Annotated in this window: 19 protein-coding genes; 2 read left to right on the top strand and 17 right to left on the bottom strand. The window is 62.6% G+C overall.

Annotation, left to right across the window (positions count from 1 at the left end):
• Positions 1-5 precede the first annotated feature (5 nt).
• The 9 genes from K7H93_RS09935 to K7H93_RS09895 all read right to left on the bottom strand — a co-directional run bounded on the left by K7H93_RS09935 (position 6) and on the right by K7H93_RS09895 (position 7,406).
• On the bottom strand, positions 6-395 hold the full coding sequence (locus K7H93_RS09935; protein ID WP_226662348.1) for a response regulator: 390 nt from the start codon (positions 393-395) through the stop codon (positions 6-8).
• A gap of 11 nt (positions 396-406) precedes the next feature.
• Positions 407-1,432, bottom strand: a complete 1,026-nt coding sequence (locus tag K7H93_RS09930; RefSeq protein WP_230783483.1) for a protein-glutamate methylesterase/protein-glutamine glutaminase — start codon at positions 1,430-1,432, stop codon at positions 407-409.
• Positions 1,429-2,310, bottom strand: a complete 882-nt coding sequence (locus K7H93_RS09925; protein ID WP_230783482.1) for a CheR family methyltransferase — start codon at positions 2,308-2,310, stop codon at positions 1,429-1,431. Before K7H93_RS09925 ends, K7H93_RS09930 begins: the two co-directional genes overlap by 4 nt.
• The gene (locus K7H93_RS09920; RefSeq protein ID WP_226662567.1) at positions 2,310-2,822 is read right to left on the bottom strand and encodes a chemotaxis protein CheW; all 513 of its coding nucleotides are present in this window, start codon (positions 2,820-2,822) and stop codon (positions 2,310-2,312) included. The genes K7H93_RS09925 and K7H93_RS09920 overlap by 1 nt, the downstream gene beginning before the upstream one ends.
• 29 nt (positions 2,823-2,851) lie before the next feature.
• Complete coding sequence (locus K7H93_RS09915) at positions 2,852-5,038, bottom strand: chemotaxis protein CheA (protein WP_230783481.1); 2,187 nt, start codon at positions 5,036-5,038, stop codon at positions 2,852-2,854.
• The gene (locus K7H93_RS09910) at positions 5,035-5,400 is read right to left on the bottom strand and encodes a response regulator (protein WP_222825384.1); all 366 of its coding nucleotides are present in this window, start codon (positions 5,398-5,400) and stop codon (positions 5,035-5,037) included. The genes K7H93_RS09915 and K7H93_RS09910 overlap by 4 nt, the downstream gene beginning before the upstream one ends.
• A complete protein-coding gene (locus K7H93_RS09905) occupies positions 5,397-5,747 on the bottom strand; it encodes an STAS domain-containing protein (protein ID WP_226662360.1) in 351 nt (116 codons plus the stop codon). The genes K7H93_RS09910 and K7H93_RS09905 overlap by 4 nt, the downstream gene beginning before the upstream one ends.
• Positions 5,722-6,606, bottom strand: coding sequence for a flagellar motor stator protein MotA (gene motA, locus K7H93_RS09900; RefSeq protein ID WP_230783480.1), 885 nt, complete (start codon positions 6,604-6,606; stop codon positions 5,722-5,724). The genes K7H93_RS09905 and motA overlap by 26 nt, the downstream gene beginning before the upstream one ends.
• An 83-nt stretch (positions 6,607-6,689) precedes the next feature.
• On the bottom strand, positions 6,690-7,406 hold the full coding sequence (locus tag K7H93_RS09895; protein WP_226662366.1) for a hypothetical protein: 717 nt from the start codon (positions 7,404-7,406) through the stop codon (positions 6,690-6,692).
• Between the two features lie 158 nt (positions 7,407-7,564).
• On the opposite strand from K7H93_RS09895, the gene flaF reads away from it, so the two are divergent.
• Entirely contained in the window at positions 7,565-7,927 is a 363-nt protein-coding gene (gene flaF, locus K7H93_RS09890; RefSeq protein WP_226662369.1) for a flagellar biosynthesis regulator FlaF, read from the top strand.
• Between the two features lie 196 nt (positions 7,928-8,123).
• Here the strand turns inward: flaF and K7H93_RS09885 are convergent, their stop codons facing one another.
• The 3 genes from K7H93_RS09885 to K7H93_RS09875 all read right to left on the bottom strand — a co-directional run bounded on the left by K7H93_RS09885 (position 8,124) and on the right by K7H93_RS09875 (position 13,380).
• Positions 8,124-9,662, bottom strand: a complete 1,539-nt coding sequence (locus K7H93_RS09885) for a globin-coupled sensor protein (RefSeq protein ID WP_230783479.1) — start codon at positions 9,660-9,662, stop codon at positions 8,124-8,126.
• Between the two features lie 164 nt (positions 9,663-9,826).
• Positions 9,827-11,200 (bottom strand): methyl-accepting chemotaxis protein, encoded by a 1,374-nt coding sequence (locus tag K7H93_RS09880; protein ID WP_230783478.1) that lies wholly within the window; start codon positions 11,198-11,200, stop codon positions 9,827-9,829.
• 287 nt (positions 11,201-11,487) lie between these two features.
• Positions 11,488-13,380 carry a methyl-accepting chemotaxis protein gene (locus tag K7H93_RS09875; protein ID WP_230783477.1) on the bottom strand — a complete coding sequence of 631 codons (1,893 nt, stop codon included), beginning with the start codon at positions 13,378-13,380 and terminating at the stop codon, positions 11,488-11,490.
• A gap of 215 nt (positions 13,381-13,595) precedes the next feature.
• On the opposite strand from K7H93_RS09875, the gene K7H93_RS09870 reads away from it, so the two are divergent.
• A complete protein-coding gene (locus K7H93_RS09870) occupies positions 13,596-14,966 on the top strand; it encodes an alginate export family protein (RefSeq protein ID WP_230783476.1) in 1,371 nt (456 codons plus the stop codon).
• A gap of 57 nt (positions 14,967-15,023) precedes the next feature.
• Here the strand turns inward: K7H93_RS09870 and K7H93_RS09865 are convergent, their stop codons facing one another.
• From K7H93_RS09865 to K7H93_RS09845, 5 genes are read right to left on the bottom strand one after another with little or no spacing between them, the layout of a single operon-like run.
• Entirely contained in the window at positions 15,024-15,632 is a 609-nt protein-coding gene (locus K7H93_RS09865; protein WP_230783475.1) for a response regulator transcription factor, read from the bottom strand.
• A 45-nt stretch (positions 15,633-15,677) separates the two neighbouring features.
• Complete coding sequence (locus K7H93_RS09860) at positions 15,678-16,901, bottom strand: EAL domain-containing response regulator (protein ID WP_230783474.1); 1,224 nt, start codon at positions 16,899-16,901, stop codon at positions 15,678-15,680.
• Positions 16,840-17,586, bottom strand: a complete 747-nt coding sequence (locus K7H93_RS09855; protein ID WP_230783473.1) for a sensor histidine kinase — start codon at positions 17,584-17,586, stop codon at positions 16,840-16,842. The genes K7H93_RS09860 and K7H93_RS09855 overlap by 62 nt, the downstream gene beginning before the upstream one ends.
• Positions 17,587-17,596: 10 nt before the next feature.
• Positions 17,597-19,177, bottom strand: coding sequence for a hypothetical protein (locus tag K7H93_RS09850; protein ID WP_230783472.1), 1,581 nt, complete (start codon positions 19,175-19,177; stop codon positions 17,597-17,599).
• On the bottom strand, positions 19,177-19,548 hold the full coding sequence (locus K7H93_RS09845; protein WP_230783471.1) for a response regulator: 372 nt from the start codon (positions 19,546-19,548) through the stop codon (positions 19,177-19,179). Before K7H93_RS09845 ends, K7H93_RS09850 begins: the two co-directional genes overlap by 1 nt.
• Positions 19,549-19,682: the final 134 nt, after the last annotated feature.

Below are 19,682 nucleotides of genomic sequence, written 5' to 3'. Positions count from 1 at the left end.
GGCGTTCAGGACAGCGCCCCGAAGACGCGCTCGATCTTCTCTTTGAGAGCTGCGGGAGTGAAGGGCTTCACCACGTAGTTGTTGACGCCCATCTCGGCGGCCTTCTGGACGATCTCCTTCTCCGCCGACGCTGTCAGCATGATGAAAACCGTCTTGCCGATCACCGAATCCTTGCGCACTTCCTGGAGGAACTGCAGCCCGTCCATCTCGGGCATGTTGTAATCCGAAATGATCAGGTGGACGCGATTGGACCGCACATCGTCGAGCGCTTCTGTCGCGCTCGCCTTGTCGCGCACGTCACGAAAACCCAGATCCTGAAGCGTGCGGCGGATCATCGCGCGCATGCTGGTCTGATCGTCGACCACCATTACCTTGATTGCAGACGCTGCCGGCATAACCGATCCCCTTACTTGCTGCGGCAGGCGCCGATGATCGCCATCGGCAGCGCAGACAGACTCAATTCTCTTTCGACCGCGCCCATGGCTGCGGCCGCACGCGGCATTCCGTAGACGACGCAGGACTGTGCATCCTGGCCGAAGGTGCGGGCACCAGCCTGACGCATGGCCAGCAGGCCGGCTGCGCCGTCCTCGCCCATCCCCGTCAGGATCGCGCCCACGGCCTTTCGACCGAGCGGCGCAACCGACTGGAACAGCATGTCGACGGACGGGCGATGGCCGGACACGCGATCTCCATCGATCAGGCGAACGGTCTTGCCAGAGAGGATCATGTGGCGATCCCCCCCAGGAGCAATATAGACGGTTCCACGCTCCAGCGGGGCGCGGTCGTGCGCTTCCATCACTTTCACTGCGCAGACGCCGTCCAGGCGCCGGGCAAGGCTGCCCGTGAAGGCGGGCGGCATGTGCTGGACCACCAGCACCGGCGGCGCATCCTTGGGCAGGCTCGGCAGAATCGCGAACAGCGCATCGACGCCGCCAGTGGACGATCCGATGACGATCAGACGATCGTCGAGGAAAACGCCGCCGCCGGAATCGACGGGAGCGGGCGTTGCGACGTTCGGCGATTGCCGCACCTGAGAGCGCGCCGCGGCCTTGACCTTTTCGCACAGCTCGGCGGCTGCACGCGCCATATCACCACCCGCGCCGGTCGGCTTGGCGACAAAGTCCACCGCCCCGAGGCGCAGCGCCTCGATGGTGACCTCGGCCGCGTGCGTGGTGAGCGACGAGCACATCACCACCGGCGTAGGCCGCAGGCGCATGATCTTCTCGAGGAAGGAGAGCCCGTCCATGCCGGGCATCTCGACATCCAGCGTGACCACATCGGGATCGAGCTCGCGCATCAACTGCCGCGCCGCATGTGGCTCGGGGGCGGACCCCACCACCTTGATGCCGGGATCGGCATCGAGTGCGGCGCACAGCATCGTGCGCATCGTCGCGCTGTCGTCCACCACCAGTGTCCGGACCGGGGACGTCATTGGCCGCTACCTTCCTTGCGATAGATCGTCTGGCCGCAATTTTTCAGCACGTCGGCACCAGGGCCGATCAGACGTTCCGAATGGCCGATGTAGAGGTATCCGCCAGGCCGCAGCAGGCGCGAAAACCGGGCGATAAGCTCGGAGGTCGCGGTGTCGTCGAAATAGATCATGACGTTGCGGCAGAAGATGACGTCATATTGCTGGCGCATCGGCCACTCGCCGAACAGGTTCAGTTCGCGCGCGGTGACGAAACGGCGCGCGTCGTCGACAACGGCGAAATCATTGCCCTCTTCGCGCAGCCACTGGCGCCGGTACGCTTCCGGTATCGGCTTGACGGTGGCTTCGGAATAGACCGCCTTGCGCGCCGCAGCGACGACGCGCGCAGACAGATCGGTGGCCAGCAACTTGACGTCGCCGTCAGTCGCCCAGCGCGCTTCCGAACGCGACGTTCCAAGCATGCACATCACCAGCGAGTACACTTCCTCGCCGCTCGAGCATCCGGCCGACCACAGCCTGACAGGGTGCCCTGCGCGAGCCCGGTCCTGCAATTCGCCAAGAACGGCGGCCTTGAAGTGGTCGAAGTGATGGTCCTCGCGGAAGAAATGTGTGTGGTTCGTGGTCAACGCCTCGACCATCGCCGCGCGTTCGACAGCGTCGGATTCCACCAGCGAGAGATACTGGCCGAAAGATTCCAGACCGTGCTCGCGCAGGCGGCGGCTCAGGCGCGAGAATACGAGCGTTGCCTTCGTGGGCTGAAGCGCAATGCGCGCTTCACGCCCCACGATGGCGGCAACCCGCGCGAAATCGCGCTGGTCGAGCCGCGCTTCCGCTGGTGCGAGGCCGGCGGACTGGCCGAGAGCGGAGACCGTCTGCATCATTATGCAGCCAGGTCGAGATTGCGGGTCGGGCTGAGCTTGTCCAGATCGAGAAGCGAGACCATGGTCTGGTCCTTCTGGTCCGCGCTTTCCTTGCTGCGCTGGCCGATTTCGACGAGCCCGCGGATCACGCTGGTTTCGGTCACTTCGACTTCCGGGGCCGGCTGGATCGCGCTGTCCGCGACCGACACGATGTCGGCCACTTCGTCGACCAGGAAGCCGGCGTGCTTGCCTTCGATGTTGACCACCAGAATGCACGAGCGCGCGTGCAGCACGCTCGGCTCCCAGCCGAGCCGTTCGGCCAGACCGACCACCGGCACGACATGGCCGCGCAGATTGGTGACACCCTTGATGTAGGCGGGCACGCTGGGCAGCGGAGTGGGATCTTCCCACTCGCGGATTTCGATCAGCGCGGACATGTCGATGCCGAAGGTCTGCTTGCCGAGCAGGAAGGTCACGATCTTGCGCTCTGCATCGTCGACCGTTTCGGTCGCTTGCACAGACGCAGCGGTCATGGTGTTGAGATCGGCGGTATCGGTCGCGTTCATGCTGCCATTCCTTTCAGGACGAATTTGTTGGGAGAATTTGCCGAGGCCACCAGCGCCTCGATATCGAGAATGAGTGCGATCGAGCCGTCGCCAAGGATGGTCGCGCCACCCAGCCCGCGGATCGGGTAGAGGTTCTGGTCGAGGCTCTTGATCACCACTTCGCGGCGGTCTTCGATGGTATCGACCATCAGGCCGACATTGCCTGCGTCGGTTTCGACGATGATCACGACGCTGTCCTCGTCTTCCCGATCGGCGGGAGGCAGCTGGAACAGCTCGGACAGGCGCTTCACGGGCACGTAGGTGCCGCGCATGTCGATCACTTCCGAACTGTTGGCGACCGGGCGCATCTGCCCGGGCTCGGGCTGGACGGTTTCGACCACGTTGGACAGTGGCAGCACGTAGCGCTGGCCACACAGCCGCACGACCATCCCATCCAGGATCGCCAGCGTCAGCGGCAGGATCATGGTGAAGGTGGTGCCCTTGCCGGGAGCCGAGGTGATCTCGATCCGGCCGCCGAGCGCCTCGACATTGCTGCGCACCACATCCATGCCCACGCCGCGCCCGGAAATGGACGAGATCGTTTCGGCGGTGGAGAAGCCGGGGGCGCAGATCAGGTTGTCGATCTCTTCGTCGCTCAGGGTAGCGTCCGCGGCGACAATGCCCTTCTCGACCGCCTTCGCAAGCACGCGTTCGCGATCAATGCCGCGTCCATCATCGGCAACGCGCAGGAAAATACGCGCGCCCCTCTGCTCGGCAGACAGCTTCAGATTGCCCTGGGCGGGTTTGCCCTTCGCAACGCGTTCCTCCGAACTCTCGATGCCGTGATCGACCGCATTGCGGATCATGTGGGTCAGCGGCTCGCCGATCTTCTCGATCACGCTCTTGTCGACCTCGGTCGCCTCACCCGATACTTCGAGCGCGACATCCTTGTTGGTGGCCGAGCACAGCTCGCGCAGCATCCGTGGCACGCGGGAGAAGGCCTGGCGAATGGGCTGCGCACGCAGCGCCATGACATTGTCCTGAATTTCACGCGTCAAGCGCGCCAGTTCAGGCAGTTCGACCCGTTGCTGGTCCGCCGACGAGAGACGGTCCGCCAGGATCGAGTTGCGAATGACAAGCTCGCCAACAAGGTTGAGCAGCATGTCGAGCTTAGACACATCGACACGGATATTCTGCGGTGCCTCGAGCGCCTTGGCCTCCGCCGGCGAAGCGGCGGGCACCGCCTTCACCGGCGGCGCAGACGGCTCGCTCTCGGCTGCCGCCACGCTCGGGCTGGGGTCGGCCGAGACGGGCTGATCGTCCGCTTCGGGCTCGGCTCCGGGCCGCTCTGCAGGCTCACTATCGTGCGACGGCATCGTCTCGCCTTCGACGATGTCGACCACTGAATCGGGCGCGACAAAATCGAAAGCTTCCTCGATGTCCGAACGCGTCACGCTCGCCGGCATGGTAATGGACCAGGCGAAATAGGCACCTTCGGGATCGAGCTCGCGCAACGGAGGGAGAGAAGCGGTTTCCACAGCGACAACTTCGCCGCCCATCCGCTCCAGCTCGCGCAGGACCAGTAGGGGTTCGCTGCCATTGGCCATCGCATCCCGCGAGGGGGCGAAACGGATCGACCAGCCAGCAGCGGCGGTGCTCTCTTCTGCGTCACCATCGCCAAGGTCCATGAACGGATCAGATTCCCCGTCGAGATCTTCGATGTCCACCACGACCGGCATGAAGCCGAACTCGTCCGCTTCGCCTTCGGCTGTAGGTGCGCTCGCTTCGGAGGCCGTGTCTGCGGCCGGCGCATCGCCTGCCCCCTCAACCAGCAGCGCTTCTAGCGTGGCCAGCATCGCGGCATCATCCGGCACCTCGGCATGCCCCTGCGCCGCCTGCACGTGATCGGAGAGCACGTCGAAGGCGAGCAGCATGTTCTTGCAGATGTGGGCGGTCGGCTCGATGCGGCCAGCGCGCACTTCGTCCAGCAGGTTTTCGAAGATGTGTGAGAAGCTCTGCAGCCTTTCGTGCCCGAAGGCACCCGCGCCACCCTTGATCGAGTGGACCGCGCGGAACACGCCAGCGATCACATCAGCCGAGGTATCCCCGTCGGCCATCGTGCTGAGACCTTCTTCGGCGACCGCAAGACCTTCGTTGCACTCTTCGAAGAAGATCGCCTGGATATCGTCGAGATCGTCGCTCATGGGCACACCTTGCGGATTGCCGCCCCCAGTTTGTCAGGATCGAAAGGCTTGGTAATCCAGCCGGTTGCACCCGCGCTGCGCGCCCGCGCCTTCTTGTCGTCGGAAAATTCCGTCGACAGGACCAGGATCGGGGTTCCGCGAAACTCGGGCATGCCGCGGACCGCCTCGATCAGTTCGAAGCCGTCCATCTTGGGCATGTTGATGTCGGTGATCAGCAGGTCCGGATTGAGCTCGCACATGCGCGAAAGGCCGTGCTCGCCATCATCGGCGGTTTCGATGGCGAAACCCTGCTTGGTCAGCGATGCCTTCAGAAGCATCCGCATGCTCGCCGAGTCATCGACGGTCAGAATGCGCTTGGTCACGCGGCAACTCCTTCAGGATCCAGGCCGATCTGGTCGGTCAGTCGGCAACGTTTGACGCGGTCGCGAAAAGCCGCGCTGGGATTGGTAAAAGTTAGCGGGCGGCCCGCGCTGCGCGCCTCGGCCTGCGCGGCCACCAGCAGCTGCAGAACCGCCTGACCGGCGTTCTCCACTTCGCTGGCGTCGATTTCCGCCGGGGCCTGGCCGTCGAGTGCCAGCACCAGCCGGACCCGCAGTTCCTCCGCGGTGGCAGTGGTGCCGTTCGCCGGAAGCGTGACGGAGTCCTGCGGCTTGCCCTTGCTGTCGCCCGGGGGCGTATTGTCTTCAGGCGGGTTGGGCGTTGAGTTCACTGTTCGCCTCCTCAAGTGCGGTCTCGAGCTGTTGGAAGGAGGGCGCGAAACCCGAAGGTGTCATGCGCCGCGCAATTTCGATGGCCACCTGCGTGGGCAGCCCCTGGGCGTGTCCGATGATCGCGGTCTTCGCGATGATGAACGGCTTGGAATCGGACTCGATCGTTTCGAGCAACTTGGCTGCAAGCGGGCCGACGAGGCAGTACGAGAGCAGGACGCCAAGGAAGGTCCCGACCAGCGCGCCACCGATCATTCCGCCCAGAATTTCGGTCGGCTGATCGATAGAACCCATGGTCTTGATCACCCCCAGCACGGCGGCGACGATGCCGATGGCAGGCAGGCCGTCGGCCATCACCTGAAGCGCGTGCTGCGGCTCCAGCTCTTCATGATGATGCCGCTCGATGTCGTTTTCCATCGCTTCGGTCATCTGGTGCGGGTCTTCGAAATTGACCGTCATCATCCGCAGGTAATCGCAGATGAACTCGACCAGGTGATGATCGGCGAGGATCCGCGGATAACGGCTAAACAGCGTACTCTCTTCCGGTGCGTCGAGATGTGGCTCGATGGCAGTCGCCCCGCCCTTGCGAAAGGTGGTCAGCAAGGTGAACAGCATGGTCAGAAGATCGCGGTAGTCGCTTTCTTTCCAGCGCGGGCCTTTGAAGGAGCGGACAATGCCCTTGCCCGCCTTCTTCACCACCGACATGGAGTTGGCGACGAGGAAGGCGCCGATAGCTGCGCCGCCGATAGCCATCATCTCATGCGGCAGCGCATGAGAAATGATGTCCATCTTGCCGCCGGCCAGAATAAAACTGCCGAACACGCAAGCCAGGATCAGAATAAGGCCGATGCCGTTGACCATGGTTTCTCAGTTGCTTTCCTAAAGGACGGGTCTGTGTTGAATTATAGGCTGGTGACGTGCGGTTCGGATGGTGTTGGTGCGGTTTATTCTTCGGCCTTGCCCCCATCACCGCGTGGTCGCCCGATGATGTCCAGGTAATCCAGCAGTTCCTTTTCGCTCATCGCAGCGACGGCTGCGCTGTCGTGAAACCTGGACAGGCGGTAGGCGAGTTCGGGGGCCCAATCGGCCTCCACATCGAACAGGGCGCAAAAGCCGCCGATCGTGGGAAGACAGGTGTAGGCAAGCGCGGTGCCTTCGTCCCAGACCTCCTGGGTGAAGTCCTCGATCGCGGTCAGAACACCATTGCGAAGGCCGCCCTTGATCGTCGCGCGCTCGATCGTCTCGCCGCGGACGAGGCAGGTTTCGGAGCAATGCCGCCATGGAGCGGGCACGCTTGGAACGCCGACATAATAGTCCCGGCGGGCGATGGTGGTTTCGAGCTGCGGGCGCAGGACCAGAAACGGCGTCTGCTGCCTCACCGTCATCGCGCGGATGACGTGCAGCAATCGATAGGCGTGGTAGTAGTTTGCGACGCCCGGGATGATCCAGGCGCACGCGCCCGAATTCATCGGAAAGGTAGAGGCACCGCAGGCGCAGTCCAGTATGTCGAGCGCGCCGCCCGACCTTTCAAACTGCGCGAGAATGTCTGAGGTCAGCGGATCGGCGCGTCCGATCACGCACACTCGATCGACGCCGGCCGTGTCGAGCGTCTCCTTGATCGCAAGGCGCATCCCGGCAAGAGGATGAGTTGGCAGATCCATGGAGAAGTCCTCGTAATCGCACGAACGGCACGCGCTTTTTGATTATAGGAGGATTTCAGGAGGCCACGGCGGCAAGCGCCAGTAAAATGGTCCTTCAGGCCGCTGGAATGTCCGCGAACTGTCTAAAATAGAAAAACACCGTCAAAGGAGTTTTTTTGATGTCGCTTGCCGCTTACCAGAGTGTTCGCCGGCTCTCCGAAGCGCCCCGCGATACAGAGCATCGCTTGATGGGGCAGATCACCGGAGAGATGATCGTCGCCCGCGATGCGCAAAGGCAAGGGGCCGAACTGGCCGAGCCGCTGCATCGCAATCGCGAGATGTGGAACATCTTCTCCGCCGACTGCACTTCACCCGGCAACGAACTTCCCCGTGAACTGCGCGCTTCGATCATCTCCCTCGCGCTCTGGGTCAATCGCTTCTCGAGCGAGGTCATCGCCGGGCGCGAGAGCATCAATGACCTGATCGAGGTCAACCGCAGCGTCATGGAAGGGCTTGCAGCGCAGCGCCTGGCCAAGGCCTGACAACAACGCATCAAGAAAAGAGGAGCGACAGCGGGCCTGTCGCTCCTTTTTTTGTGCCTGGCGTCCGCTGCAGCCACTCAAGACAAGCAAGTTGTACGCACGCCCCGCTTACACCGCCGGCAGCGGCGATACAAAAAGGGCCGCCGCTTCTAAAGAAGCGGCGGCCCGTCTGAACCGGATGGAATATCCGATCGTCCTAGAAGCTGTTCCAGTCGTCCGCTCCCGAACGGCCGGCGTTCTTCGTGGCGGATGATCCCTGGCTCTTCGCAGCAGTGTGGGCAGGGGTCTGGGGCGACCGGACGTTCGAAGCCGGTGCCGTCACCCTGACGCGGGATGAATCGCCGCCGGTCTGGAACATAGCCGCACGCTCCGACAGGGAACCGACCTCGCTCAGCAGGTTGCGGGCCGCGGCAGAGGTCTCCTCCACCATCGCCGCGTTCTGCTGCGTCGACTGGTCCATGCTGGAGATGGCCGAGCTGATCTCTGTGACCGAAGACGACTGCGTCTGGTTGTCGGCCGCCATGGTGCCCAGAAGGGTGTGCACTTCGCTCACCCCTTCGGTGATGTCCGCAAGTGCGCCGTCGACACGCTCGACCGCACCAACCGCAGTCCCGATGTCGGTCTGCGTCACGGTCAGCTGATCGCGGGCAAGCTTGGCCTCTTCCTCGGCGCGCATGGCCAGCGCGCTGACCAGATCGGCGACCACCGCGAAGCCACGGCCTGCCTCGCCGGCACGACCTGCTTCCACGGCGGCGTTCATGGCGAGCACGCGTGTCTGGAAGGCGATCTTGTCGAGCCCTTCGATCACCGCGTCGATACCCTTGGCACTCTCGCTGACACGGCCCATCGCCTGAACCGCCTCATCCGCGATCGAGCGCCCGCCATTGACCGCCTTGATTGCGGAATCGGCGCGCTCGACGGTCTTCTGGCCCGCATCCGCAGACGCCCTGAGACGCTGGTCGATCTGGGTCAGCGAGGCGGAGGTTTCTTCCAGGCTGGCGGCGTTGCTTTCGGTGCGGCGGGCGAGATCTTCCGATGCCTGCGCAATCTCGCGCGAGCCCGTGCCGATTGCCTCGGCACTGTCGGCAACAGCCGAAATTATCTCGCGCAGGTTCGCCACCGCGTCGTTGAAGTTGGTCTTCACCGTCGCATATTCCGGCGCGAGATCTTCGTCGATACTGGCAGTAAGATCGCCCTGCGACAGGCGGCCAAGTTCGCGCTCGAGCGCCTCGACCACTGTGACCTGCGAAGCCTTGGTGCGCTCGAAATAAATCGAGACCGACAGCTCCATGTCCATCAGCGCGGCCTTGAGCACCGAAATGATCAGCTCAATGTCGTTGCCAGGAAGGAGCCGCTTGACACCCGAGCCGCCTGCCAGCCCGCGGAACATCTCCTCGAGCAGCACGGCGTAGGCGCCGATATACCAACGCGGTTCGAGTCCGATGATGGCATGGCGTTCGCCGATACGCCGGACGCTCTCGTAATAGCCCTCGTCGAAATTCGCGGTCGCGATATTGTTCCAGTGGCGCGACTGGGCAGCCTTGGCACCGGTCATGTGCTTCTCGTCCTTGAAGAAGCGTGCCGTCTCCGGCGTCTTGCGGACGACGTCGTAGAACCGGTCGAGAGCCTTCGGGAGAACCCGGTCGATGCGCGACTTGGACTTGGACAGCAGCGATTGCTGCTTGGCGTCGAACGCGGCGAATTCGAGCCGCGACTGCATTTCTTGCTTAGGCATCTTGGGTAATCTCTCGTTGTTAAGGTGCGGGAGACCATCCTGTCGGCCCGACCGCCCGTGTCCTTTACCTACGGAGCGGAACATCACCGTACTCGGCATGGTGGTTACCGGGCCGACAGCCTTTGGGAGGCGCCGGCCCGATTTCGTTTGACGGCTGGACCTCCCTAAAAGTCGTTCCAGTCGTCCGCACCGCTATGCGATGCGCCGTTCGCGGGCAGTGCCGCGACCGGAGATACGTAGGCCTTGGCAGGCTTAGCCGCAGGGGCCGGAAGCGAGCGGGCCTTTGAGGCGGGCGCCGTAACCGTAACCTTGGCCTTGCCGGTCTGGAACAGGGCCGCACGCTCCGACAGCGAGCTGACTTCACTCAACAGGTTGCGGGCCGCGGCAGAGGTCTCCTCCACCATCGCCGCGTTCTGCTGCGTCGACTGGTCCATGCTGGAGATGGCCGAGCTGATCTCGGTCACCGACGAAGACTGCGTCTGGTTGTCTGCCGCCATCGTGCCGAGCAGATTGTGCACTTCGCTGACGCCCTCGGTGATCTCGGCCAGCGCGCCGTCGACGCGCTCCACCGCGTTGACCGCAGTGCCGATATCGGTCTGGGTCACGGTCAGCTGATCGCGGGCAAGCTTGGCCTCTTCCTCGGCGCGCATGGCCAGCGCGCTGACCAGATCGGCAACCACCGCGAAGCCACGACCCGCCTCACCGGCACGCCCTGCTTCGACTGCGGCGTTCATCGCGAGCACGCGCGTCTGGAAGGCGATCTTGTCGAGCCCTTCGATGACCGCGTCGATGCCCTTGGCGCTTTCGCTGACGCGCCCCATCGCCTGAACCGCTTCGTTGGCGATCGAGCGCCCGCCATTGACCACGCCAATCGCGGAGTCGGCGCGTTCGACGGTCTTCTGACCCGAGCCTGCAGTCGCCCGCAGTCGCTCGTCGATCTGCGCAAGCGAGGCGGAGGTTTCTTCGAGGCTGGCGGCGTTGCTTTCCGTGCGACGAGCCAGATCCTCCGATGCCTGTGCGATCTCGCGCGAGCCCGTACCGATCGCCTCGGCACTGTCGGCAACGGCCGAGATCATCTCGCGCAGGCGCACGACCGCTTCGTTGAAGTTGATCTTGAGCTCGGCATAAGCGGGCGGGAATTCTGCGCTCACTTCGGCAGTCAGATCGCCTTCGGAAAGCTTGGCCAGGTGCGCGGCAAGTACGCGGACGACCTCGGCCTGCTCGTCGGCCTGCTTCTTCTGCTCTACGGCCGCATCGCGGAATGTGAACATGGCCCGCGCGATACGGCCTACGCAGTCCTGATAATTGACGAACTCGATCGGGGAGTCGAGGTCCCCAGCGGCGAGACCTTCCATACGGACCACGGTGGTCACGTAGGGATCAGCGATATTGGTGCGATAGACGACACCCAGCAGCGCCGCGATAATTGTGGCTACCGCTCCGGCAACCATGGTGATGACGTCACCCATGATCACGCCGACGATACCAACCATCGCGGTCAGTGCCGTGAGCGAGCCGAATGCTACAAGCAGCTTCAACCTGATCGGGGCAACTGTTCTGAACCAGTGCATAGTTAAACCTCACTCTCATTGTGCGATACTCTAAGGCGCGTCCGCACGATTACGCTTCCAGCTATTATAGCCGAGCATTATGGGTGAGATGCTTTCCTACTGACATTATATAGGGTTACGTAACTTATCGGAGGCTTTTACAATAACTTATTTAGGCACGTCTTTCAGCAAGCCGTGAGGGACCTACAGCACAAGGTTGCCAGGCCGGTCGCACCCTGAAGGTGGCCGGCCTGGCATCGAGCGAGGAACTAGGACTAGAAGTCGTTCCAGTCGTCCGCACCGCCGGCACCCGCCCCGTTGGCAGGAAGGGCTGCGACGGGAGAGACGTAGGCGGGGGAAGGCTTGGCCGCTGGGGCCGGAAGCGAACGCGATTTGGTCGCGGGCGCCGTAACCGTCACCTTGGCCTTGCCGGTCCGGAACAGGGAAGCACGCTCCGACAGCGAGCTGACCTCGCTCAACAGGTTGCGCGCGGCAGCGGAAGTTTCTTCTACCATCGCTGCGTTCTGCTGCGTCGACTGGTCCATGCTGGAGATGGCCGAGCTGATCTCGGTCACGGACGAAGACTGCGTCTGGTTGTCGGCAGCCATCGTGCCCAGCAGGCTGTGCACTTCGCTGACACCCTCAGTGATGTCCGCAAGTGCGCCGTCGACACGCTCCACCGCGTTCACCGCAGTGCCGATATCGGCCTGGGTCACGGTGAGCTGATCGCGGGCAAGCTTGGCCTCTTCCTCGGCGCGCATGGCCAGCGCACTGACCAGATCGGCAACCACCGCGAAGCCACGCCCTGCCTCACCGGCACGGCCTGCTTCCACGGCGGCGTTCATCGCCAGAACGCGGGTCTGGAAGGCGATCTTGTCGAGCCCTTCGATCACCGCGTCGATGCCCTTGGCACTTTCGCTGACGCGGCCCATCGCCTGAACCGCCTCGTCGGCGATCGAGCGCCCGCCACTGACCGCCTTGATCGCGTTGTCTGCGCGTACGACGGTCTGCTGACCGGCATCTGCGGACACCTTGAGGCGTTGGTCGATCTGGGTCAGCGAGGCCGAGGTTTCTTCCAGGCTAGCGGCGTTACTTTCCGTGCGGCGGGCAAGGTCTTCCGATGCCTGAGCAATCTCGCGCGAGCCGGTGCCGATCGCCTCGGCACTGTCGGCAACGGCCGAGATCATTTCGCGCAAGCGGGCAATCGCCTCGTTGAAATTGATCTTGAGCTCTCCGTACGCAGGCGGGAAGTCGGCCTTCAGTTCCGTGGTCAGATCGCCTTCCGAGAGCGCGGTAAGCCCATTGCTCAGCGCAGTGGTCACCACACGCTGTTCCTCTGCTTCACGAATGGCGTCTTCCGAACGTTTGGCGGCGGCCACTCGGAAACTGTCCACGGCCTTGGCGATCTGGCCGACCTCGTCCGCACGATTGGTCGACGGCACGGGAAGGTCGGCACCACCAGCCAGACGCTGCGTCGTATCGGCCAGCGCTGCGAGCGGCTGGGCGACGCTCTTGTTCAGGCCAAACCAGATTGCCCCTAGTGCGCCGATGCCGAATAGGGCGATGAGAAGCGACAGCATTTCCATGAAGCTGCCGAAGTCGCGCGCTTCTTCGAAGGCGGCCTGACGCGTGTCGACCACTTCCTTTACCAGGGTTTCGACTGCTTCGATGGCATCATGCGAGGCTTCCTTTGCGTCGGTGCGCAGGAACTGGATCGCCACTTCGCGCGGCTGTGAGCTGCTGATCGAGACAAGTTGCTTGTTCGTCGCTTCCAGCCGATCGACCGCGCTCTCTAGCAGTGCGAAGTCGCGGGCCACCTGAGAACCTTGGCGCTGCGAAAGTTCGGCTGCTTCGGCATAGTCGGCCATCGCGGCATGGAGCTCGGTCTGAGCCTTGGCCATACGCTCTTCGGTATTGATGCGATCCTCTTCGCTGATCCGGTTGACGTGGGCAAAAACCAGGATCCGGTACTGCTTGACCTGGTCCTGCACCCGAGCAAGCGCAGAGGTCGCTACCAGGCCACGTTTATTGGCCTGTTCGGAATAGGCGAGCGCGGATTTCTCGGCGACGTACGAAACCGTGGCCATGGCCGCGAAGGCGATGAACAGCGCGCCAAAGGCGAGCAGCATCTTGCGCGACAGGGGCCAGTCGTTGAGGCGACTTAGCATTCAGAAATCACTCCATAATTGAGGGCAAAAAGCCGAACAGATGTCCCAATTATAGAATGTCGGCCGTGCAGCCCGGCTGCGGCGGCGCGAAAATCTCGAACCGCACCCCCGCGATCGCCCAAACCATCCATCGCAAACCGAAAAAGCGCGTCCGTCCGCCGGAACCCTCTTCGCTCCAGCTATAAAGCCAGCACAGGTTTCAGATGGAGTGCACTATGATTTTTGGCGAACGTTCCGGCAGCCGCGCCTCTATGGCCGCGGTTGCGGTGCTGTTGGCCCTGCCGGCCCCCGTGCTGGCCGCCGACGACACGCAAGAGGATGACGGCTTCTCGATCGAAGGCAGCGTGCGTGGCCGGTTCGAGCGGATCGATGACGAATTTCGTCCGGGCAAGCTTCCCGACGAGACCATCTGGTCGACCCGCGCACTGGTGAAGGCCGAATATGCCACCGGGCCCGTGCGGTTCGTCGGCGAACTGCTCGACGCGCGTGCCTACGGGGTCGATCCGGGTTCTACCGTGAACACCTCCACCGTAAATGTGCTGGAGCCCATTCAGGCCTATGCCCAGTTCGATCTGGGCGAGGTGGCCGATGGCTGGAAGACGAGCCTGCAGGCGGGCCGCTTCACCATGAAATACGGATCGGGTCGCCTCGTCAGCCGCATCGGCTTTTCCAACGTTCCGACCTCCTTCACCGGTGCACGCGTCGACCTTTCTTCGGAAGGTGGTGACCAGATCAGCCTGTTCTGGACCATGCCGCAAGAACGGCGCCCTGGCGATGCCGCGTCCATTCGCGACAATGATTTCAAGTTCGACCGCGAGGGGGCGGACCTCCAGCTCTTCGGCGCCAATTACCAGTCCAAGCTGGACGCGCTCGGCGCAAGCCTCGAACTCTACGGCTATGGACTGCTGGAAGACGATCGCCCGGACAATGCGACGCGCAATCGGCAGCTTTTCACCCCGGGCCTGCGCCTGCTGCGCAAGCCCAAGGACGGGATGTTCGATTTCGATTTCGAGGCCGCCTACCAGCTCGGCACGATCCGCAGCGGCAAGGCGGCCAACGCTGCGGAACAGGACGTCTCCGCATGGATGATGCACGCCGAAATCGGTCGCTCGCTAGGCGGCCCGGCTGGCTTGCGTATCGCCGCACTATTCGACGCTGCGTCAGGCGAAAGCGCGGGTGGCGACTACACCCGCTTCGATCCGCTGTTCGGCGCGCGCAGCAGCACCTTCGGACCGACCGCCAATTATGGTCCGCTGTCCTTTTCCAACATTATCTCGCCCGGCCTGCGCATCGCGGCAAAGCCCAGCAAGCGCCTCGACGGATCGCTCTCGGTCCGCCTCGCATGGTTGCAGAGCGAGACGGACTCCTTCGCGAAAACGAGCGTGACGGATCCACTCGGCAGCGCGGGCCGCTTCGCCGGAACCCAATACGAAGCCTCGCTCGGCTACTGGATCGTGCCGAAGTCGATACGCTTTGGCCTCGGCGCAGCCTATCTCAGCAAGGGACGCTTTCTCGAACAGGCGGCCAATGCCCCCGATACCGGCGACACCCGCTATATCCTGTCGGATGTGACGCTCAGTTTCTGACGATCGCCCGTCGGGCTCAACACCGCGCGGCTTACCCTTGGCCGCGTGGCCTCTCGCCTAGGCCTCGACCAGACCGGCGGCGAAGGCCACGCGCAGAGCTTCGGGCAGGCTTTGCACTTCCAGCTTGTCCATCATCTTCCCACGGTAGACCTCGACCGTGCGCGGGCTGATATCGAGTTCGTAACCGATGACCTTGTTGGACTTGCCCTCGATCAGACCTTCCAGAACGTCCCGCTCGCGGGCGGACAGGCGGGACACCTTCTCTCGCGCCTCTCCGGTACGCGCGATCACCTGTTCGGTTTCTTCCAGATTTTCGAACGCCTGGTCGATCGTCTGCAACAGGGCCTTGGGATCGCAGGGCTTTTCGAGAAAGTCGATGGCACCCGCCTTCATCGCCTGGACGGCCATCCGCGTATCGCCCTGCCCGGTGATCACGATCGACAAAAGATCCTTACGATCGCGGATTGCCGCCAGCACGTCGAAGCCGCTGGCACCCGGCATGTTCATGTCGAGCAGGATCAGAGCCGATTGAATGTCACCAAGCTCGGCCAGAAAATCGTCGCCGGACGCAAAGGACCGCAGCAATGTGTTGGGATAGACGGACAGCAGGGAATACAGCTCTGAGCGCACCGACTGATCGTCATCGACTATGTAGATGCTGCGCATAATATCCGCTCGAACTCAAAATGACGGGTCGGAATGGATGGTACCCTATCCGCCCAATGATACGTTTGCCCGCGGGCCCGACAAGAGCACTGCTGGGCTCGGCCAGTCCCAGAGATAGCCCTGTCCGCATTGCGCCCCCAGCGAGGTGGCAAAATCGAAATGCGCGACTGTCTCGATGCCTTCAACCGTGGATGTGATCCCGCGTTCCTCGCAGTAATGGACCACCTCCTTGAGCAGACCCGAAGGTTCGTGCCCATCGAAGCATTTCCAGAAAATCTCCTTGTCGATTTTCAGCTCGGTCAGCGGGAGGTCGAAAAGCCGCTCCAGGCTGGTTGTCCCGCGCCCGAAATCGTCGATCGAGATGCCGCAATCGCGCATCGCAAGGCGACACGCAGCGCTGGCAACCTCATGAAACGATTCGATCGCCGCGTTTTCGGTGATCTCGATCATCAGCGTGCCTGCAGGCATCTGCCAGCGCTCCAACGCTTCGAAAACGATCTCGGGAAGATCGGCGGCGCACAGGATCGCTGGGGTACAATTCACCGAAACCGTGGTGTGGGTGCCCGCATCACGCAGGCTCGATACGAACTGCAAGGCGTCGTCGAGCACCTTGCGCGTCAGCGCGAGCTGGTGTGCCACTTCGACGCGCGCATCGAAGATTGCTTCGGGATTGATGGCAACGCCATCTGCCGAAATGCGCAGCAGGGCCTCGTATCCGACTATTGATCCGTCGGCCAACCGGCGCTTCGACTGGAAGACAGTCCGGGCCTGCTGTCCGATCGCATCGCTACCCAAGAGTTTGTCGATCAACGCCGCCTGGTCGTCCGGAGTGCTTCGCACAGGCGAGGCACCCTTCTCCGCAAGGGCCAGAAGCGAGTGGATCGAGTAGGGTTTTTCCAGCGCACCCAAGACACTCAAACCGACATCCCGGGCATAGCGTACGGCAGCTTGAATGATCCTGTGTTCATGTCCGCTGGCCACGATCACGTGGGACCGGCGGCCCTCCCCTGCGAGCCGCTTGATGACCTGAAATCCATCCATACCCGGCAAGCTGAGGTCGAGGAGCAGGATATCAGGATCCCGGTCGCCCGGCCCCGTCATCCGTTCGGCCGACGTCGCCCACGAGCAATCGTAACCCGAAGCCCGCAGCGCACTGGAAATCTCGGCGCAAGCTTCCTCGTCGTCGTCGATGATGTGGAGACTTGGCCTAGGCATTCGCCGACACCTCCCCCGCAGTAGAGGAAGGCACGTCGGGCGGAACCACGACAAATGCGGGGAAGTCGATCGTCACGATCGCGCCTTGCTCGGGTTCCTCGCGCGAGGTGATCGCAATCTTGCCGCCGATCTCCATGACGATTTGCCGTGAGATATAAAGACCCAGCCCGGTCCCACGATCTGAATCCTTGGTCGTCATGAATGCATCGAACGCAGCTTCCGGGTGGCTGAGCGACAAGCCACCGCCATTATCGGCAATGCTGATCTGCAGTCCGTCCTCTGCCATGTTCACGCCAAGCTCGATCACTCCGGTCAACCCGTCCTCGTCGCTCTCGCGGCGCGTCGCGATGGAATCGACCGCGTTCTGGAATGCATTGACCAGCACCTGTTCGAGGCCGACCCGCGGCGCGAGCAAGCGCGGCGGCGGACCTTCCGGCAGGGTGACTTGTACGCCGACATCGTGCTGGACCAGCAGGGGCCGGATGAAAGACAGGGTCGCGGCGATGACCTCACCCAGATCCAGCGGTTCCGGATCGCTATCCTCGATCCGCGCATAGCGGGAAATCCGCCCGATGATGTCCCGTGCCCGGTGCACCTGATCGCTGATCCGATCCAGTTTTCTGCGCGCACGTGCAGAACCCTCTTCATCCCCCTGATCGAGCAGCAGCCGTCCGTTCTCCGCACACAGCGAAATGGTGAACAACGGTTGTTTGAGCTCATGGCTCAGCGCGGATGCCATGCCGCCGAGTTCAACCAGCCGCGCCTGTTGCAACATCCGGTTCTGGGCCAATTTCGACTGGCGCAGGCGTACGATCCAGCCCGAACGCCAATGCCCCGGGGCGAGCAGATCGCGCGCGACGAGCAGATACCAATCGTTTGAAACATCCCCCCCCCAAGCGGAATTCGATGAAAGCCTCGTCCGCCCTGCTCGCCTCGGAAAACGCCATGCAATCGTTGGGATGTACATCGACCGACCGCTGTTGCGCCAGCCGATCAGTGCTGATGTCCTGGAAACTGAGGGCGCAGGCCTCCCGGTCAAAGAGGATATTGGCGGCCAGGCTAAGATCCATCTCCTGTTTAAGTTCGGTCACCGCACGCGTGATGCGCCTGCGTTCCTCCACCAGCCCGGCGAAACTGTTATTGGCCGCGACGATCGCCGCGATCGGTCGCTCGAATTCCGTGATCGCGAGCTGGCGTGGGGCGGACAGCCCCGGACGACCGAAGCCTTCTGTCACTTCTTTCCAGGCGCGCAGCGATCGCTTGAGCGCGCGCGACAAAAACACCTGCAGCAGAATTGCGAAGACGAGGATCAGCGCCGGACCGATCATCTGGAGCAAGACCCCGTGATATGCCTTTTCTGCGAGGGGCCGGGTTGAATAGAGATAGTAATATTGACGGCCCGCGATCTGCACATCGGCGAGCTGGCATGCCGAAACCCAATAGGCAAATGTGCTCCGATCGTTCGGGCCGCTGACCTGAGCCCCGTCGTCGATCCGCTGGCAACCGAACAGGTCCATCGCAGAGCGCGACCGCAGGCTGGTCTCCTCGTCCGAAATCAGCACCTTCTGATTCTCTATCCCGGCATTTTGCAGACTGGCCATGCCCAGAAAGGGTTCCTGCCGGTATAGCCCGCGGCCGATCCGCAATTCGACCTGGAGCGCCGTATCAGCCCGGTAATTGGCGAAATCCTGGGGAAAGCTGCGCACGCTGCCAAGGAACAGAACGAGTGCGGATGTCAGCACGATGAGCGTGATCGAAGCGGGCAGCAATTCCGCAAGGCTGACCGTTCGCCGCCTGAACAGACGCCCGGTGCGAAGATTGAGTGCCAGCATGGCTACGCACAGATCGACCAGCGCGGCCAGCAGCACTTCGTTGAGGACCTTGCGAATGAGCGCCAGCTCGATGATCGTCGCCGACGCACCGTAGTAGAAATACAGGAAGAGGAACGATCCGATGGAACCGAACGTGAGGAAGAATACGAGCGTTGCTATCGCGAGGGAGCGCCCGGCAAAGCGGACCCGATCGATGAACACTACATGGCCCAGAGCCATCGCGATGGTGAAAAGGTGCCCCCACCAGAATACCGATGCACCCATTGTGAGCAATACCACAGGGATCGCCAGCTTGAGCCCGCCCAAGCGGTACGCCATCAGGTAGAAGAACGGCCCGAGATACAGCTCGAAGCCCGGCGCGAGCACGATCCTGAAAGAGCTCGCCGCGGTCGCAAACACAAGGAGAGCCACGGCGACGACCCATCCCCGGGGCGTCATCCCGCGGCACATCGTCAGTCCGAACCATGACCTGTAGTTGGCGTCTAGGGGGCTAGCCATCAGGTCAGCGCGTCTTCTGTCAGCAGCGGCAACAGCAAGCCGGAATCGACCGGCTTAAAGAGGATGGGAATATCCTGCTTGCCAATCTCGAGGTGAATCTGCTCCGTAAGGTCGATGTGACCGGTCATCAGGATCGAGCGCGAGATTTTAGCTTCCAAAGCGGGATCAGCCGTTATCTGCCGGATCAGGTCGAGGCCGCTTCCGTCGCCCAGACGCAGGTCGGTGAGCAAAATGAGCGAGCTCGAAGCTGCCCTGATCTGCTCCATGCCTGATGCAACACTGTCCGCACCGCTCACAGCGAAACGGCGCAATTCGAGCATTTCGACCAACTCCTCGCGGACGTCGGCCTCGTCTTCGACTACCAAAATCATCGTCGACAGTTCTCGCGCTTAACAACCTCAAAGCAATTAGATGAGGGGTACGACCAAGCCGTTAATGTTTCCAGAACGCTCGGTAGGAAGACTTCCTCTCCGCCTCGCGGTTCTCACCCATTATAGACGCCCGG

This window comes from Citromicrobium bathyomarinum, from assembly GCF_021021475.1.
Classification (GTDB): domain Bacteria; phylum Pseudomonadota; class Alphaproteobacteria; order Sphingomonadales; family Sphingomonadaceae; genus Alteriqipengyuania; species Alteriqipengyuania bathyomarina.
This window is presented reverse-complemented; position numbering and strand designations above follow the sequence as displayed.

Coding starts and splice junctions, on each gene's coding strand:
- K7H93_RS09915 (WP_230783481.1), bottom strand. CDS start 5,038: ATGAGCGACGATCTCGACGATATCCAGGCGATCTTCTTCGAAGAGTGC.
- flaF (WP_226662369.1), top strand. CDS start 7,565: ATGTCGCTTGCCGCTTACCAGAGTGTTCGCCGGCTCTCCGAAGCGCCC.
- motA (WP_230783480.1), bottom strand. CDS start 6,606: ATGGTCAACGGCATCGGCCTTATTCTGATCCTGGCTTGCGTGTTCGGC.
- K7H93_RS09885 (WP_230783479.1), bottom strand. CDS start 9,662: ATGCCTAAGCAAGAAATGCAGTCGCGGCTCGAATTCGCCGCGTTCGAC.
- K7H93_RS09845 (WP_230783471.1), bottom strand. CDS start 19,548: ATGATTTTGGTAGTCGAAGACGAGGCCGACGTCCGCGAGGAGTTGGTC.
- K7H93_RS09850 (WP_230783472.1), bottom strand. CDS start 19,177: ATGGCTAGCCCCCTAGACGCCAACTACAGGTCATGGTTCGGACTGACG.
- K7H93_RS09870 (WP_230783476.1), top strand. CDS start 13,596: ATGATTTTTGGCGAACGTTCCGGCAGCCGCGCCTCTATGGCCGCGGTT.
- K7H93_RS09935 (WP_226662348.1), bottom strand. CDS start 395: ATGCCGGCAGCGTCTGCAATCAAGGTAATGGTGGTCGACGATCAGACC.
- K7H93_RS09855 (WP_230783473.1), bottom strand. CDS start 17,586: ATGGCATCCGCGCTGAGCCATGAGCTCAAACAACCGTTGTTCACCATT.
- K7H93_RS09895 (WP_226662366.1), bottom strand. CDS start 7,406: ATGGATCTGCCAACTCATCCTCTTGCCGGGATGCGCCTTGCGATCAAG.
- K7H93_RS09920 (WP_226662567.1), bottom strand. CDS start 2,822: ATGACCGCTGCGTCTGTGCAAGCGACCGAAACGGTCGACGATGCAGAG.
- K7H93_RS09930 (WP_230783483.1), bottom strand. CDS start 1,432: ATGACGTCCCCGGTCCGGACACTGGTGGTGGACGACAGCGCGACGATG.
- K7H93_RS09925 (WP_230783482.1), bottom strand. CDS start 2,310: ATGATGCAGACGGTCTCCGCTCTCGGCCAGTCCGCCGGCCTCGCACCA.
- K7H93_RS09865 (WP_230783475.1), bottom strand. CDS start 15,632: ATGCGCAGCATCTACATAGTCGATGACGATCAGTCGGTGCGCTCAGAG.
- K7H93_RS09875 (WP_230783477.1), bottom strand. CDS start 13,380: ATGCTAAGTCGCCTCAACGACTGGCCCCTGTCGCGCAAGATGCTGCTC.